This is a genomic window from Alicyclobacillus pomorum DSM 14955, from assembly GCF_000472905.1.
GTDB classification, from domain to species: domain Bacteria; phylum Bacillota; class Bacilli; order Alicyclobacillales; family Alicyclobacillaceae; genus Alicyclobacillus_A; species Alicyclobacillus_A pomorum.
On the sequence record NZ_AXAR01000017.1, the window covers coordinates 13,058 to 30,236 of the forward strand.

A 17,179-nucleotide genomic window follows, 5' to 3' on the forward strand; every position below is an offset into this window, starting at 1 on the left:
GGGCTTTCATAGAATTCAATTCTTGCAATACACTTCCGGATCGTCAACGTGCAGGAGGGGTGAAACGTGAACACGGAAGCACTGCTGGCGACGTTGCGTTTCAGGAAGTCCCGTGTTCGAGAGATATTTCACGACCTGCTGGGACGCTCTGGAGCGACAACGACTGGAGAGTTGGCGGAGCGGTACCATCTGAGCACACGAAGTATCCGCTATGACCTCGATGAGATTGCGAAGCTGTGCGAGGACTTGCCGGTACGACTGATTCGTCAGCGTAACGGTGTGTGGCTGGACGGAGAACCCGACGCGAAGGCACACATCCAAGAGCAACTGCGGCAATCTCCTGGGCTTTCGGCGGTGGCTGTTCCGGAGCTCAGGTTGCACCGGCTACTTTCCGTATTGTTGACGGCGGAACAGCCGATTGTCGTCAAACAGATTCAGGATTTGCTCCAAGCCAGTCCACGTACGGTGTACGCCGACATGGACAGAGCAGAGTCCTGGCTGGTTGGATTGGGCTTACAGTTGACTCGCAAGCCGCATTACGGGGCGAAGGTGGAAGGCTCCGAGTTGTTGCGGCGCCACGCTTGTTTCAAGTTGCTGCTCATGGCTTGCCAACGGGTGGAGGACTTGGATTTGTGTGACGGCCCCGAGTCATTCTGCGAACGCCTGACGACTCAGGTGGACGGTCATGTGCTGGAAGGTTTTCTGGACGTTGAGGATCTGGTCCGGATTGTTCAACTACTTGGTGGAACGGTCCGGCAGCGTCCGCACAGCTCGCCGTGGTGGACGAAGGTCGCACTGTACGCCGCTGTCACTTTGAAACGAGTGAAACGCGGACACCAGGTTTTATTGACGAAATCTAACGTCAGGCAGCTTCAGGAGACGAGCGAGTACGCCTTCGCGGTTCAATTCGTGGACCAGCTGCGGAATGTGTTTCGCGTGACGCTGGGTGACGAGGAGTCTGCCGCGCTGACTCTGCACATGCTGGGATTGTACCCCAATCTTGAACTCGACGCGGCAGATGTAGAGTCTCAATATGATCCGTTTTCAGAAACCTTGGTGAGACAGATGTTGTCTGCCGTCGACACCGGACTTGGGGTCATGTTTAGCACGGATGAAGAGCTGTTTCGCGGGCTTATTCTTCACATCAAGCCAATGGTCTACCGCTTGTTGCACGGGGTGGCCATCCAGAATGAGTTGTTGGATGAGATCAAAGAGGATCACGCGTTGGCGTATTATGCTGCGGTGGTTGCAGGACAGCGGCTCGAAAGTCTAATAGGAAAGTCCATCAACGCGGCGGAGATTGGTTACATTGCATTGCACTTTGGAGCTGCACTGGAGCGCAGGCGAGAACGACCGCAAGGTGGCAGCGGCAAAATCCGGGCTTGGGTGGTCTGTGCTGGAGGAATCGGCACAGGGAAGATTCTGCAGTCCCGCATTGAGGCCAGTTTGACGAATCTACACGTGGTCCGAGTCGTGGATCAGGAGCAAGTGCAGAGAAAATCACTCGTGGACGCCGATGTCATCGTATCCACGGTGCCTTTGACTCATGTTCCCTGTCCGCACATCGTGGTCAACCCGTTGTTGCCGCTTCCGGATTACCACAGACTCCAACGTTGGGTGGCGACCGTGGTTGGCGAGTCGAACGCGGCATCTGTTGCAGCCCGTTTGAAAGCATCGATGCAAACACTGATCAGCCAGTATTTCGAGATTTTGGAACCGACAGCGGTCGAAGAGGAAATCGACCGCATGCTCGATAGAGTGAGCCCATACCTCTTCTTGCGACAGGGTAGACAGGACAGCGAAATGAACACGGTAGAGAGAAACAGAAAGAAGGTTTTACGAATGCTCGATGTACTGACCGAGGATTGTATCCGGGTTCAGAATCGCGCCCAGAACCGAGCCGAAGTCATTGAGGTGGCAGGTGAATTGCTGGTCCAGGCGGGGGCAGTGGAACCTCGATATGTGGAGGCCGTGAAAACGTCCTTGGAAGTGAACGGGCCGTATATGGTGATTGTGCCTGGCGTAGCCATTCTGCATGCGAGACCGGAAGATGGGGTGCGACGTGTGTGCATGAGTCTAGTGACGCTCTCGGAAGGAATTCGATTTGGTCACAAGGATAACGATCCAGTGGATATCGCGATTGCCTTTGCCGCCGTGGATCAGCACCAGCACTTGCAGGCGCTCTCTGATTTAATGCGGCTTCTGGCGGACGAAACTGCGCTCAAAGACATTCGCTCGGCGGATTCCGTGGCGCGCGTACTTGAAACCATTGGACGGGTCGTTGCCTAATACGTTGAACTGGATAAGGAGGATGCAAATCAATGAAAATTCTCGCGGTATGTGGAATGGGATTTGGTAGCAGCATGGTGCTCCGGATGACGATTGAGTCTGTATTGAAGGAACTGGGTGTCACTGCAACGGTGGCCACCTCGGACATCGGCATGGCGAAGTCTGAGATGGCGGACATCATTGTGACGTCGTCCGAGTTTGCTCCCCTGTTGAAAGACAAAGGGGTACCGATTTTGGAAATCAAAAACTACGTCGACAAACAAGAAATGAAAGACAAACTGTTGACCGTGCTGCCGAAATAAGAAAGGGGACTGGCGCAAATGGGCATCATCCACTTTATTGTTCATGAAATTTTGGACCAAGCCGAACTGCTGGTTGGTATCATCGCGCTCATCGGTTTAATTACCCTTCGCAAGTCCTTCAGCGACATTATCACTGGAACGCTGAAAGTGATTGTCGGCTTCCTCATTCTGTCTGGTGGCGCCAACATCATTGTCGGTGCGCTGGCGCCGCTCGGAAATATGGTTCAAGCCGGATTCCACCTGCACGGTGTCATTCCCACCAATGAAGCGATTGTCGGCGTCGCACAAAAGGCATTCGGCGCACAGACCGCCATCATCATGGGGCTCGGGTTTGTGGTCAACTTGCTCCTTGCACGGTTTACCCGGGCGAAGTTCATCTTCCTCACTGGCCACCACCTTTTCTTCATGGCGACTGTGATTGCCGTTGTGCTGGGAAGTGCCGGAATCACGGGGACCAACCAAGCCATCATTGGCGCTATTTTGGCGGGCACCGTTTCCACCATCATGCCTGCATTTGTGCATCCATTCACGAAAAAGGTGACAGGCGGCGCGGAATTCGCCTTGGGACACTTTAACACGCTGGGTTACATCACGTCTGCTGTAGTCGGTAAATTCGTCGGCAAAAACAGCCGAACCACGGAGGAAATCAAGGTTTCGCCAAAGATGGGATTCCTACGGGATTCTCTGGTGATGACTACGCTCACGATGATGATTCTCTACCTGATCCTCGCCATTGCGGCAGGACCGAAGGCCATTGCGGATTACACGCAGGGTAGCAACTACATTATGTACTCTCTGGTTCAAGCGATGACGTTTGGCGCTGGTATCGCTGTCGTGTTGATGGGCGTGCGGATGATTCTGGCGGAAATCATTCCGGCTTTCCAGGGGATTGCACAAAAGATTGTCCCGAATGCGGTTCCGGCACTCGACTGTCCGACGGTGTTTCCGTTTGCACCAACGGCTGTGTTGGTCGGGTTCATCTCCAGTCTCGTCGGCGGTATTGTCGGCATGTTTCTCATGGGCCCGCTGGGCCTGGCACTCATCATACCAGGCATGGTGCCGCACTTCTTCGATGGCGGTACGGCAGGTGTCTTTGGGAATGCAACAGGGGGACGCCGCGGCGCCGTCATTGGGGCCTTCATCAATGGCCTCTTGATCACTGTCCTTCCGGCACTGTTGCTCGCGTTCCTTGGATCTCTCGGACTGGCGAACACCACGTTCGGTGACAGTGATTTCTGCTGGGTCGGTATTTTTGGTGGGTTGATTGCCAAAACTGGCGTGGCTGGCGCGTACATCTTGACCATTGTCATCTGCGTCATCCTGGTTGGACTCGCGAGCTTGGTTACGAAGCGGAGTGCTGCGAAAGCCACTTCAGACTCTTCCATTCAGGCGTGAAAGAGCGGTCTCCTGAGCATGTTCGCACAGGAGACCGCTCTTTTTGTGCTTTTCCCACCCAACAACCCGTTTGACTCAAAAGATGGAGAACAGTGCGATGGCGACAAACATGCCAATGGTCGTGATGACGACGCTGACCACAGCGAGTGGTCCGTAGGCGCGCTTGTGGGTATCTTTCGCGATGGAACGGATGAGGGTCACCACGTATCCGTTGTGCGGCAACGCGTCAAGACCACCGGAGGCGAGGGCGGAGACGCGGTGCATTGCGCCCGGATCAATCCCCATCTTCGTGTAAATGGGCGCCAAAATCGGCAGAGCGATACCGAGACCGCCAGAAGCTGAGCCTGTGACACCGGCAATCAAGGTCACGGCGATACCAAGGCCCAGCAGCGGGGGCCCCGGCATGTGCGTCACGGCATCCACCACTTGCTTAAAGCCTTGCGTATTGGCCACCACAGAACCGAATCCGACGACGGCACAGGTGTTACAGATGGCTACGACTGAATCCTGTACGCCGTCAGCCAACGTGCCCCAGAAGCGCTTGACATGGGTGATCATCAACAGCAGGGCTATCACGATGCCAGCTGTCAACGCGTACACCGCGGCAATCGTCGATTCGACGTGAAAGGCGTTGGTCATCACGGCGAGGCTGATGACCACCATGGCCAACGGAACCACCGCCACTCCCCAATGCGGTAATGTCCGTTCAGCCGCGACTTCTGAAGTGGCCGCCATTTCAACGGCGGAGTCCGAAAGTTTGAGGCCTGAATGGGAATCTTCAAAGTGTTCTCCCCGTGCCACCGCACGTTTCACCGCAAGCATCAGGTACACGCAACCGGAGACAGCGATACCCGCGGCGACCAGCATGCCAATGATTCCGCCTGCCCACGGCGTTGTATGAAAGTATTTCGTGGGAATGAGATTCTGGATTTCCGGGGAACCGGGCATCGTCATGGTAAACGATACGGACCCTAGAATGATGGCTGCGGGAATGTACCGACGCGGCAGGTTTGCCTGCCGGAACAAAGCCAGCGCCAAAGGAAAAACGGAGAATCCGACGACGAACAGCGATACGCCGCCATAGGTCATGATGGCGCAGGTAAGGACAGTGGCGAGAATAACCCAGCGTTCGCCCAAAAACCGCATGAGTGCGCTGGCGATGGCGTCCGCGGCACCGGTATCCGCCATCACCTTGCCGAATACGGCGCCCAGCAGGAACAAAATAAACCACGAGGCAAAGAATCCTGAAAACCCTTTCATATACGTCCCCGTGAGCACTGCAGCGACGTCCTGGCCTGCGGTCACTGCCACGACTGCGGATGCAATGATGCCGGCCACAATGATGTTGATGCCGCGCATTGTCATCCAGATCAGCAGTCCAAGGGCAATGACAAGAAAGAGAATCGCCATAGAATTCACTCCTCTCACTAAAATGTTGAATCATTCTGTAAAATCAAGATGAATGCGTAACCGACGCGGAAGACGAAAACAGCTGAAATCGCGAGATGGAACAAGTTGGTCACTTGAAAACGTGTCGACTATCACCGTCCCATGATATCAATATTACATAAAAAACGTAACATTCGTTAGATTTGTGTCCACGATGATTCTATCATACCCAATCATTGGTGGAGCGTGAGGGGAGATGGACGCGTATACTCATGAAGTAGAGTCCGTTCAAAAAATTTCCTATCGATTATTTATTGTTGACGGCATGCATGGTACGTTAGATTCATCGAAGTTTGGATGTTGGGAGCATCTATAGCGTCGCGGTGGTGGTCGCGGTATCTCCGGAGCTGTGGACGGGGGTGATCTGATGGACAAGGAACTGCTGGAGTTCTTGACCGGGATGGAACAGCGGCTCGATCAACGAGTGGCAGATCTGGAACAGCGATTTGAGCGACAGATAGCTGGCCTTGAACAGCGCATCATGCAGCATGTCGATGAACAGATGGACGACGTTCGTAAACGTTTCGATGACGTTTATGTGCGCATCGATCAAGTTCATAAGCGCATTGATGCCGTTGTGCAAGAAGTGCAAGCTGTAGGCCAGTCGGTTATCGAAACACGGGAGATGGTGGACAAGCTGTCCGGCAGACTCCAAGATACCGAGCTTGACGTGAAGTTGCTGAAGAAGGTCGTAGCAGGTTGAAATGAACGGGTGTGCCCAGTGGGGTATGCCTTTTTGCTATTGCGCGCCATTGGAACCCTTGTCCTCACATGGCCCTACAATGGTCAAACATAGCGGCGTGCCAGAGCAGATGTGCCTTGGCACGCCGCGCCGTTTACATGTTGCCAGGGAGTTTAGAATTTCGGGACATCGTTTGTTTTACAGCAAAGATTATCATCAAAATCACGACACTCACGAGGCTGAGGATCAACTGGGAACGATTGTCTGCTGTAAAGGCCATGGAAGCGATTACAACGACTATCGCAATGATTGTTAAATACGTGAGATACGGGTACGCCCACATGCGCACGCGCAGCGACTCTGGCGACTCCCGTTCTAGCTTGCGCCGTATGCGCAGTTCCGATACAGCAATCAACAGGTAGATGAACAATCCGACAGCACCAGAGGAATTCAGCAGGAACAGGAACACGGTGTTCGGCGACAGATAGTCCATCGCTACGGAGAGATAGCCAATCACCATGCAAAACAGAATGGCTTTGACCGGCACGCCGCGGTCGTTCGTGTCCACTAAGCCCTTTGGTGCGTGACCTTGGTTAGCGAGTGCAAACAGCATCCGCGAAGCGGTGTAAAGTCCAGAGTTCAAACAGGACAAAACGGCGGTCAATACAACGAGATTCATGATCCAAGCGGCGCCTGGGATTCCGATGACTTTCAACGCACTGACATAAGGACTGACCATCGCGCTCTTGTCATTCCATGGCAAGATGGTGACGATGAGAAAAATAGATCCGATGTAGAAAACCAGCACGCGCCAAATGACCGAGTTCGTCGCCCGAGAAACGGCCTGCCGGGGTTCTGCTGACTCGGCGGCAGCCACCGTCACAATCTCTGACCCGAAGAAGGAGAAGACGAGCGTTGTCACGCTAGAAAATAGGGCGACAATACCAAGCGGTGCAAACCCGCCGTGCCGCGTCAGGTTGCTGAAATCCAGATGTGCGTGCGGCCAGAGGCCGAGGACGTACAGTGCGCCAAAGAAAATAAATAACACGATGGCGGCCACCTTGATGGAGGCAAACCAGTACTCAAATTCCCCGTAGGACCGAACGGAGACCAGGTTGGTCAGCGTCAACAAGAGCAACAGGATGGAAGCAAGGACCCACAGTGGGACGTTCGGTAGAAACCAATTCTGAAGTGTTTTGGCGCCTGCCGTGGCTTCCACTGCAACAACGATGACCCAGAAATACCAATACAACCACCCGACAAGAAAGCCAGCCCAATCTCCCAGTGCTTCGCGGGCGTATGCGGCGAACGATCCGAGCGAGGGATGTGCCACTGCCATTTCCCCGAGCATCCGCATGACCAAGACGACAAGAACGCCGGCGAGTGCGTATGAAATGACGGCTGCGGGACCCGCAGATTGGATGACTGCACCACTGCCGACAAACAGTCCAGCGCCGATAACGCCGCCGAGCGAGATCATGGTCATGTGACGCATTTTGAGGTCTTTCTTGAGCGATTTTTGGCTCACAAATAAATCCCCTTTCAAAACTACGTCTCAATGATTTACACATAACGAATATTATCAGAAGTTTAATTTCATTTTAACCCTTCGAAAACTGCATGATCCTGGATTTGCAGGTAACACCTTTTTGATTCCTTGAATCATTCGGGATAAAAACGAAATCTTCTCTCGGTGAAATGAGCGATTTGCAAAATAACGACGAACCGCTCTAGAGGAATTTTGCAAATCACTCAAATTAAGAAAGGGACCAGTGCCCTCTCAGGCATTCCGGTCCCTATGGTTCGCTTTGTAAGTGGCTAATATGTTGGCACAGGTGGTTTGCGACTGAGCACCAGCTACTCAGGAATGCTCCACTTATGCATCGAGGTCCGCTCCCCACACCTGTTCGTCCGTGAAGGCCCAGTCTGGGTACTCCTGATGCTCTATGAACCGGTTCACGTACAATCCTGCGAGTTTGGCATACAACTCTCCTTGTGTTTCCGAGAGGTTGTATAGTAAGGCAGCCTGCGTCGCGTCGGCAATCTGCTGCAAAGCGTGTTTGGCATACCATTGTGCGGCTGGGCCATTGAGGGAAGTAAGGTGCGTTAACGTCTTCTGAATGCATTCCGATGCGTCTCGAGCTTCCCTCGTATCGGCGCGTTCCAGCATCGGGAGAACTTCCTCCAGGTACTTCTCGTAGGACTTGTGCTTGTTCACGGTCTCCAGAAAATCGAGGGACTGTATGTTGCTGGGACCTTCCCAGATGGGCGTGATCAGCGCTTCGCGGTGCCAGCGGGCCACAGCGTATTCTTCCAGGAAGCCGAGACCTCCGAATAATTCCATGCCCATGGCTGTCATGGCAGCCGCGTGATCGGCTGTGCGATTCTTGGCGAGATGGGAGAGGAAACGCGCGTGATGGTAGGCCGGCGTATACGGTGGACGAGCATCCCAAGCCTGGTCAAACTTCTCGATGGCGTGGAAGGAAAGCGCAAGGCCACCGGCCAGTCGGACGGAAAAATCGGTCAAATCGCGGCGAATGAGCGGGTGGTCCTTCAGTAACTTTCCAAACGTGCGTCGGCGCGACACACGACCCAACACTTCGAGGTGGGATTTGCGCGCAGTACCCATGGCGCTGACTGCGTTCGCGAGGCGGGAAACCGTGAGGTTTTCGAGCGTGTAGTAAATGCCCTCTTCGGGGCGACCGATAAGATACGCCTCGCTGTTGTTCAGTTCAGCTTCGCCGGACGGGACAGCGCGGGTCGCGCTCTTGTCCTTCAGGCGGCGGACGTGGTAATTCAGATTTCCATTGCGGTCGAGGCGAGGCAGAAGGAATAGAGCCAGGCCTTTTGGACCGGATGGCGCGCCCTCTGGCCGAGCGGTTGTGATGGCGTAGTCGGTGAGGCCTGCGCCGCTCGCGAAGTATTTGTCGGCCGTAATCCGCCACACGTCTCCGTCCTGGCGGGCGGTGGCGAGGTTTGCGCCGAGATCACTACCACCTTGCGACTCCGTCATCCACGTGGCCCCGAATGCTTCACCAGACAACAGCTGTTCCTTCCACGCGGAAAACGCAGGCGCGTACTTGTGGATGGCGTACGCGGCTTGCCCGGTGATAGTCACGACGCAGTAGAGCCCGGGGTCTCCAATGAGATAGCCAAGGGCAAAGTGATGGTGCCAGCTTCCGCCTTCGTAAGGAGGACGGTTGATACGCGCCGCTTCTTTCAACACGGCGCGGTGGACTGGGCTGAGCCGCACTCTGTCAATCCGTTGCCCGTCTATGTCGTGGTGAACCAGGATGGGGCGAGCGTCGTGATCGACATGGTAAACGGTTTCATACACATCGCGACCGGCGAATGCTCCGAAAGCGCGCAAATCCGCTTGGTGCTGCTGAAAGTCTTTCCAGTAGTGTTGCAGCACAGCTTTCAGATGAGAATCGCTGTCGTAGTGGTTTTTCCCGTACGCGTAGGAAATGTGGTTCATTCTTTTCGGACTCCTCCCAGTTTTTCATTCAGCGATGGAAGCAGGTGGCTTCGCAGTTCCAACTCTTCAGTTAGGAGATGATGTACTGTCGGTGGACGTGAAGCGTTCCTTGTGCACAGGATTCATTTAATATGAAATATACGGAAAATTTACATGAACGACTACAGGAATCTGGGGCAGCCTGGACAATTTATGTTTCATAAGTGTTGCCATGTACACAAAAAGAGACGTTCACTGCGGATGAAATGCGAGGATGGATAGGTGGTACGCGCCGGATATTCATCATATTTTACAACCTAGGAACGGCAAAAGCGGCGGCGAAACAGGTGTATACGCGACACATCTTAGAGGGTATGACATTGCAATCCATCAACCGGAGATGTAAATCCGGACAGGGGAGGGCTACTTGTGAGGGAGTGGCATCACGCAGTCAAAGTGGCACTCGGGTTGGTCGGGCTCATCGGGGCAATGGCGCTGCCATCGGCCCCACGTGCATTTGCACAGGGCAACTCGTCGATTATGGTGTTGCCAAACAACGCGAATGCGTCCAAGCATGGCAAGTTGCTGGGACACGCCGATGCGAACAAAAAGGTTTCGGTGACCATCAGTCTGCATCTGCGCAATGCGGACAAAGTTGACGGCTTCATTGCAGATCTGTACAATCCTTCGTCACCGAACTACAAGCATTTTCTCACGCCACAGCAGTTCGCGCAGATGTTTGGCCCATCTAGTGACACCATCAACCAAGTCACCCATTACTTCACGTCGAAAGGGTTGCATGTAGACAGCGTATCGCCGGAAAGGACGCTGATCCAGGTCAGTGGTACCGTTGCACAAGTAGAGCGCGCGTTTGGGGTCACCATGAACAACTATCAAAACGCGGAGGGACATCAGTACTACGCAAATGCGAACAACCCGCAGTTGCCGAGCGACATTGCCGACGTGGTTACCGGTATTACAGGTCTCGACAACGAGCCCCACTGGCGGCATGCTGCGCAAGGTCGACAATCTTCACCGCATGTGTCCGGTAAACCAAACACGGAGGCATCACATGTAGGGAGTGGTCCGGCGGGAGGATACACGCCGAGTGAACTGCGGGCTGCGTACGACGTGAACCCGCTGAACAGCGGGGGGACGAATGGCTCAGGTCAAACCGTAGCGCTCTTCGAATTGGATGGTTACGTGAAATCGAACATCACGACCTACGACAACTACTATAGCCTCGGTAGTCCCGCCCCGACCAACGTCCTGGTGGATGGATACAACGGTGCTGCCGGACAGGGCGAAGGCGAAGTGGAGCTGGACATTGAAGTGATCAACGCCATGGCTCCGAAAGCCAACGTCACTGTGTACGAGGGCCCGAATTCGGATCAAGGTGTCATTGACACCTACCAAAAAATCGCATCGGACGACAAGGCCAAACAGGTCAGTGTCAGTTGGGGACTGTCTGAGTTGCAGAGCAGTGCATCCACGATGAACAGCATGCACACGATTTTCCAACAGATGGCCACCCAGGGGCAGAGTGTCTTCGCTGCATCCGGTGACAGTGGCGCGTACGACGGTGGGGATACCCAACTTGCAGTAGATAGCCCCGCGAACGATCCATATGTTACAGGCGTCGGTGGCACACACTTGACCTTGAGTGGCGGTAGTTACGGCAGCGAGTCTGTATGGTCCAACTCGACCAACAAGACTGGCGGCGGTGGCGGGCTGTCGACGGTGTACAGCCAGCCTAGTTGGCAGACGGGGACAGGGGTTCAGAACAGTTACAGCAACGGGAAGCGAGAGGTACCGGATGTCTCGGCGGACGCGGATCCCAATACGGGGTACTCCATCTACAGTGCGGGCCAATGGGTGGTCTATGGAGGCACATCGTGCGCAGCCCCACTTTGGGCTGGATTGGCCGCCTTGAACAACCAGTATGCCGAGGCAAACGGAAAGGCCGACTTGGGTTACGCCAATCCGACACTGTACAAGATGTTCAACACCACGCAGACCTACCCGGCGTACCACGATGTAACGCAGGGGAACAACCTGTATTATCCAGCGACGGCCGGCTACGACATGGCCAGCGGCATCGGAACACCTGATGCGTACAACCTCGTCCGGGACCTCAACGGAGGGAGCTCCGGTGGCGGAGGAGGTGGCGGTGGAGGCGGAACGCAGACACAGCTCCTCAGCAACGGTGGCTTTGAAAACGGGAAGACACCGTGGGTAGAAAGCAGTTCCGGTGGATACGAACTGATTGACACCACGTATCCTCACACGGGCAGCTACTCTGCCTATCTGGCGGGGTACAACAATGGCACGGACACGATATACCAAACCATCTCCGTGCCGTCCACGGCCAAGACCGTCACGTTGACGTACTGGACTGATGTGGACACCACTGAGACCACACACAGTTACGACTACTTGTACGTGCAGGTTCGCAACGCCAGCGGCACCGTGTTGAAGACGCTGCAGACGCAGAGTGACGGCACGGCAGCTGGCTGGCGGAGTCAATCGTTTGACCTCGGCGCGTACAAAGGGCAGACGATTCAAATCGCATTCAAGGCCACCAACGACTACAGCAATCCTACCAGTTTCTTCGTGGATGACGTCAGCGTCACAGCGCAGTAAGCAATCACCGGGTAATGTCACAAGGCCCCGCTCTTGGACAAGAGGGCGGGGCTTTGTCTGTGTGCGGTTTGATCCATTGTGGCAACTTCGCTACGCTCAAACTAAACGACTACAGGCATATCGGAGGAGTGACCACAGTGCAGTATCGTCGATTGGGAGCGAGTGGCCTGGAGGTATCCGTACTCGGGCTTGGCACGAACGCATTTGGAGGACGCGCGGACAAGGAGACATCCATCCGGATTGTCCATGCCGCGCTGGACGCAGGTATCAACTTCATCGACACCGCGAATATTTACACGAACACCGCCTCGGAAAGTATCATCGGTGAAGCGCTGGAAGGGCGGCGCCACGAAGTGGTGCTGGCCACAAAGGCAGGATTGCCGAAGCGTGAGGGGCCGAATTGGCGGGGATCGTCCAGAGTGCACCTGATGCGCGAATTGGAGGGGAGTCTGAAGCGACTGCGCACAGACTACGTGGATCTGTATCAAATTCACTCGTTCGATCCGCACACACCCCTCGAAGAAACCCTGCGCACGTTGGACGACATGGTGCGGTCTGGCAAAGTGCGCTACATCGGCGCGTCGAACTACGCGGCGTGGGAGTTGATGAAGGCACTGGCTGTCAGTGACCGGCTGGGATTGAATCGGTACGTGTCCATTCAGCCGTGCTACTCGCTGGCTGACCGGACACCGGAGTTGGAACTGGTGCCGTTGTGCCTGGACCAAGGCTTGGGTATCATCCCGTACTTCCCGCTTGCAGGTGGAATTTTGACCGGGAAGTACGCAGGGGGAGAGACTCCGAGCGGATCGCGCGCAGACAAAGACCCGAATTTTGCAAAGCGGCTGGATGAGAAACGATTGACTCTTGGTGCCAACGTGGCTCGCCTGGCGGAGGAGTTAGGCTACACGGCAAGTGCGTTGTCACTCGCCTGGCTGATGCAGCGCCCAGCTGTGTCCACGATTATCGTCGGGGCTACGCGCGTTGAACAGGTACAGGAAAACTTGAAGAGCCTCGATGTCACGCTGACGGACGAAACGGTTCAAGCGCTGGACGAGATGAGTCAGGACTTTGTGTACGGGCCTCCGTTTGCAGCGTATCGGTTGGGATAAGATGAGGGTGGAATCCTCCGCCCTTCACACGGTCAATCCTTCGGGCTCCACCCGTTCAATGTTTCCCACCTCTGCCTGATGGAACTGCGCAAAGGCATGCAGCGCACGAAATAGCCGGTCGCAGAGCGTCTTCGTCCAACGGATACCGGGTTCAATCTGGAGTAGCTGGACGTCCAGTCGTGCGCGTGCCCGGTCCAACCGGGGATCCATGCGGCCAATGAGTCTGTCGCCCGCCAGGATGGGCATGGCGTAGTACCCGAATTTGCGCTTGGCCGCGGGGATGTAGACCTCCCAGGTGTAGGAGAAGTCAAACAGGTCCATGATACGTTCTCGCCGCCATAAAAGGTTGTCCAGCGGCGGCAGGAACCGGATGTTGCCCACCCGAACAGGCCATGGGTCGGCGCTGGACGCCTGGTGTTCTAGCAACCGGTCGACGTCTTCGGAGCGCACGTAGTGGACGCTCTTCACGCCTTCTATGTGGATGGGGACGAGGGTACCCTGTGCTACCCGCTGTTCAACCGCCTGCCTGCGCTCGCCTGCGGTCATGCGGTGCCAGCCGAAGCGGGGGTCCCCTGGATGGAACACGCTGTACGCTCGGATGTACTTGTCCACCAAGGCTGCTCGCGCGTCGGCGTCATCCATCTGCGATGCCTGGTCCAGCAAGTCTTGGGGTACCGCCCGTTCCCGAAGGTCGAAGAAGCGGGTGGCTCCTTCGCGCCGGACGACCTGGATGCGGCCGATATCGTGGAGAAGGTTCAGCGCATGCGACGTGGCCTTGGTCTTCGGATGCGTGTTGTCCCAGTAGCCATGGACCTTATCCGAAGATTCAAACGCCTTGGCTGGCAGCGGACCTTCCACTTCCAGCCGCGTCAAGACCTCCTCGACCACGGAACCCAGTTTATCTAGTTCCGGCTGAAGCCGTTCGCAACGTTGGCGTCGAATTACTTCAAACATCGGATAGTCCTTCATCGGGATGACACATGCGGCGTTGGCCCAGAACTCGAATACTCGTCCCTCGCTGAGCAACTGCTCGAGCGCCGCCGGTCTATATCCGCGCATGCGGGCAGAGAGAACCAGGTGTTGGTTCCTCTCCACGGCTGCGACCGGATCCAGCTGAACGCATTCGAGCGTCTCAATCATGTGCAGGACGTCGTCCGGTTCAGATACCTTCGCACTTCCCTCAGCGTGAAGTCTCTGTTTCTCCAACAGGAATCTCCGCACGGCCACTTTGTTCACGTTGAGTTGTGTGGGCATCATTTCCACCTCTGCCTGTACTGTACCACGCCATGCGCCAGAGAACAAATGTTCCCCATGCACCTGGAAAGATTGAAATGCGCCACAAAGTAAGCGAAACTTCCCTCTACACTCGGTGGCGCATGTTTACAATGCTATAAGGAGCGAAATTCTTGGACTGTAGAAGCGAGAATCCCCAACAGAATGACTCCGCCTCCCGTGAATCCAACAATGGCGGACGGATGGAGCCAGTTCGAAGCCAGTCCAGACAGGTAGGATCCAAGTGGAACACCAACACTTATCAGGGAAGAACGAATCCCAAATACGCGACCCTGTAACTCTGTCGGGACCATCAGCTGGACCATCGTTCGCGCCATGGGCGGATGCACCGCAAAAGTAGCCCCCGCAAGCCCCATGCAAATCACTGTGGTCCAAGCGTGGTGGAGCCATATCATCGGTAACAGCGAAGCTCCCCATGCGATAATCATACAAATCATCACAATCCCCTGGTGTTTGGGTGTCTTCATCAGTCCATATACGGCGGATCCGAGTATAGAACCGATGGAGTACGCGGTCCCCAACAATCCCAATGTGACGGCGGACAACATGAGCTCGCGATGGACAAGCAGTGGAAGAGACACCTTCAGGACCGCAACAGAAAAATGTGTAAGAAGAATAACCGTTTACATATTCCTATCAAGCAACTCTAGCGTTACGCTCTTTGCAACGGTTGTTTTCCGTGATATCTTAACCTTGAACCAAATGAATTGGAGCCACTAGGGGAGCTACACTGCTGAGACAAGGGATTTTCCCTTGGACCCTTAGCACCTGAACTGGGTAATACCAGCGTAGGAAAGTGGCGTGAAGCAATCGTGTCGGGTCCATGCCATTTGTACAATCCGACATTCCTTGCTTCCTACCCCCAGCGGCCTCCGATACTAGGGAGGCTATTTTCATGTCCTTTTCTGAGCAGCTCCGACGCGAGGCAGACCATGTGTTCCAAGCCATCCGGCAACATCCCTTCGTGCAGGGACTGGCCCACCAGAACTTGTCCCGCGAGACACTGATCCACTACGTGAAGCAAGACGTCCAGTACCTAAAGACGTATGCGAAAGTCTACGGGCTGGCCTTGGCTAAATCGCAAACCATCGAACAGATGAAGTTTTTCCACGAGCGGATTGGCGTCGTCCTCGACGGGGAAGCCCTGCCGCATCAGAATCTCTGCCGTGCTGCGGACGTGCAGTATGAAGACCTGAAAACCCATGCCACACATATGGCGCCGACGGCTCACCACTATGCCCACCAAATGCTTGCCACTGCGTACGCGGGCACCCTGGGTGAGATTTTGGCTGCCCTGTTGCCGTGTCACTGGGTCTACGTGGACGCAGCCGAATACCTGCTTCGCGAATATCGCCCCACGAAAGAACATCTGTTTTACGACTGGATTTCGTTCTATGCCAGTGATCCGATGCAAACCAGTTTGCAAGACTTCTTGCATCTCTTGGACGCGTACGCTGACAAAGCTGGGACGGACGAACTTGAGCGAATGAAAGCCGCATTCCTTGCAGGATGCCACCTCGAGTACCGATTCTTTGACATGGCTTACACGCTAGAAGATTGGACTCTACCTGTCACACAGTCGCAATCACGCAAGTAGAATCAGGGGGAATACAGATTGCAGCAATTGCTAAACGGCCATATTCCGCGCGCATTGACCATCGCTGGCTCGGACAGTGGCGGCGGAGCCGGCATTCAGGCGGATCTCAAGACCATGCATCAGTTTGGCGTATACGGTATGTCCGTTATTACGGCGCTGACTGCCCAGAATACGCAGGGCGTCCAAGGCATTCACGAAGTACCTGCAGCGTTTGTGCGGCAACAACTGGAGTCGGTTTACTCAGACATCAGGGCGGATGCCGTCAAAACCGGTATGTTGTCGTCCGAGCCCATCATTCGGGAAGTCGCGTCCTTCCTGGACTCCGTCCATGCACAACAAGTTGTTGTGGATCCCGTGATGGTTGCAAAAGGGGGATCCCGCCTGCTGTCGGAAGACGCGGTGGAGGCACTCCAACGCACACTCCTGCCGCTGGCGTACATGGTGACCCCGAACCTGCCGGAAGCAGAAGTGTTGTGCGGTTATCCTCTGAAAGACTGGGAGGCGTGCCATCAGGCAGCTCGGGATATCGCCAATTTAGGACCTCGCGTGGTCATCATCAAAGGTGGGCACGCCCCTGTGGAATGGAGTCACGAGGTACCGGGCGGCGTGGACGTCGAGGATCATCCTGTGGTTGACATCGTGTACCACAGTGGGGAATTTACGTACTTTGCCACGCCTCGGATTGAGACAAAAAACACGCACGGGACGGGTTGTACGTTCTCGGCGGCCGTGACGGCGATGCTCGCGCGGGGGGCGGCTCTGCTCGAGGCCATCTCGGCGGCCAAGGCGTTTGTGTTCCGCGCCATCGAAGGGGGGCGCAACTGGGACGTTGGGACTGGACATGGCCCTACGGATCATAGTGCGCCAGTAGGCAGCCCCGGTGCACCTCGCCCCGGCGGGTTCTACCTATATACTGGAATCGACTGGATGGAATTATCGAAGGTGGAATGAGAACGGAGGATG

The 17,179-nt window shown here is 55.3% G+C and carries 13 protein-coding genes and 1 riboswitch; of the genes, 8 read left to right on the forward strand and 5 right to left on the reverse strand.

Annotation, left to right across the window (positions count from 1 at the left end; all coding sequences use genetic code 11):
* Positions 1–66 precede the first annotated feature (66 nt).
* The 3 genes from YWK_RS0114900 to YWK_RS0114910 are packed head-to-tail and all read left to right on the forward strand — an operon-like array spanning position 67 to position 3,986.
* On the forward strand, positions 67–2,289 hold the full coding sequence (locus YWK_RS0114900) for a BglG family transcription antiterminator (protein ID WP_026965423.1): 2,223 nt from the start codon (positions 67–69) through the stop codon (positions 2,287–2,289).
* A 32-nt stretch (positions 2,290–2,321) separates the two neighbouring features.
* Positions 2,322–2,591, forward strand: a complete 270-nt coding sequence (locus YWK_RS0114905; RefSeq protein ID WP_026965424.1) for a PTS sugar transporter subunit IIB — start codon at positions 2,322–2,324, stop codon at positions 2,589–2,591.
* An 18-nt stretch (positions 2,592–2,609) separates the two neighbouring features.
* A complete protein-coding gene (locus YWK_RS0114910) occupies positions 2,610–3,986 on the forward strand; it encodes a PTS ascorbate transporter subunit IIC (protein ID WP_026965425.1) in 1,377 nt (458 codons plus the stop codon).
* 75 nt (positions 3,987–4,061) lie between these two features.
* Here YWK_RS0114910 and YWK_RS0114915 read toward each other — a convergent pair whose 3' ends face one another.
* Entirely contained in the window at positions 4,062–5,396 is a 1,335-nt protein-coding gene (locus YWK_RS0114915) for a GntP family permease (RefSeq protein ID WP_026965426.1), read from the reverse strand.
* A 406-nt stretch (positions 5,397–5,802) separates the two neighbouring features.
* On the opposite strand from YWK_RS0114915, the gene YWK_RS0114920 reads away from it, so the two are divergent.
* Positions 5,803–6,138 carry a hypothetical protein gene (locus YWK_RS0114920; protein WP_026965427.1) on the forward strand — a complete coding sequence of 112 codons (336 nt, stop codon included), beginning with the start codon at positions 5,803–5,805 and terminating at the stop codon, positions 6,136–6,138.
* Between the two features lie 133 nt (positions 6,139–6,271).
* On the opposite strand, the gene YWK_RS0114925 is transcribed toward YWK_RS0114920, so the two are convergent.
* Together YWK_RS0114925 and YWK_RS0114930 are read right to left on the reverse strand one after the other, a co-directional pair.
* Positions 6,272–7,645, reverse strand: a complete 1,374-nt coding sequence (locus YWK_RS0114925; RefSeq protein ID WP_026965428.1) for an amino acid permease — start codon at positions 7,643–7,645, stop codon at positions 6,272–6,274.
* A gap of 348 nt (positions 7,646–7,993) precedes the next feature.
* Positions 7,994–9,595, reverse strand: coding sequence for an acyl-CoA dehydrogenase family protein (locus tag YWK_RS0114930; protein ID WP_026965429.1), 1,602 nt, complete (start codon positions 9,593–9,595; stop codon positions 7,994–7,996).
* Positions 9,596–10,003: 408 nt separating this feature from the next.
* On the opposite strand from YWK_RS0114930, the gene YWK_RS20170 reads away from it, so the two are divergent.
* A complete protein-coding gene (locus YWK_RS20170) occupies positions 10,004–12,217 on the forward strand; it encodes a protease pro-enzyme activation domain-containing protein (RefSeq protein ID WP_051375642.1) in 2,214 nt (737 codons plus the stop codon).
* A 137-nt stretch (positions 12,218–12,354) separates the two neighbouring features.
* Positions 12,355–13,326, forward strand: a complete 972-nt coding sequence (locus YWK_RS0114940; protein WP_026965430.1) for an aldo/keto reductase — start codon at positions 12,355–12,357, stop codon at positions 13,324–13,326.
* Positions 13,327–13,350: 24 nt separating this feature from the next.
* Here YWK_RS0114940 and YWK_RS0114945 read toward each other — a convergent pair whose 3' ends face one another.
* Both YWK_RS0114945 and YWK_RS0114950 read right to left on the reverse strand, forming a co-directional pair.
* The gene (locus YWK_RS0114945) at positions 13,351–14,580 is read right to left on the reverse strand and encodes a winged helix-turn-helix domain-containing protein (protein ID WP_026965431.1); all 1,230 of its coding nucleotides are present in this window, start codon (positions 14,578–14,580) and stop codon (positions 13,351–13,353) included.
* 134 nt (positions 14,581–14,714) lie between these two features.
* Positions 14,715–15,236, reverse strand: a complete 522-nt coding sequence (locus tag YWK_RS0114950; RefSeq protein ID WP_084453755.1) for an MFS transporter — start codon at positions 15,234–15,236, stop codon at positions 14,715–14,717.
* 91 nt (positions 15,237–15,327) lie between these two features.
* A riboswitch (TPP riboswitch) is annotated at positions 15,328–15,431 on the forward strand.
* 83 nt (positions 15,432–15,514) lie between these two features.
* Between YWK_RS0114950 and tenA the strand changes: the two genes are divergently transcribed.
* The gene (tenA, locus tag YWK_RS0114955) at positions 15,515–16,216 is read left to right on the forward strand and encodes a thiaminase II (protein ID WP_026965433.1); all 702 of its coding nucleotides are present in this window, start codon (positions 15,515–15,517) and stop codon (positions 16,214–16,216) included.
* A 27-nt stretch (positions 16,217–16,243) separates the two neighbouring features.
* Positions 16,244–17,167, forward strand: a complete 924-nt coding sequence (gene thiD / locus YWK_RS20175; protein WP_051375647.1) for a bifunctional hydroxymethylpyrimidine kinase/phosphomethylpyrimidine kinase — start codon at positions 16,244–16,246, stop codon at positions 17,165–17,167.
* Positions 17,168–17,179: the final 12 nt, after the last annotated feature.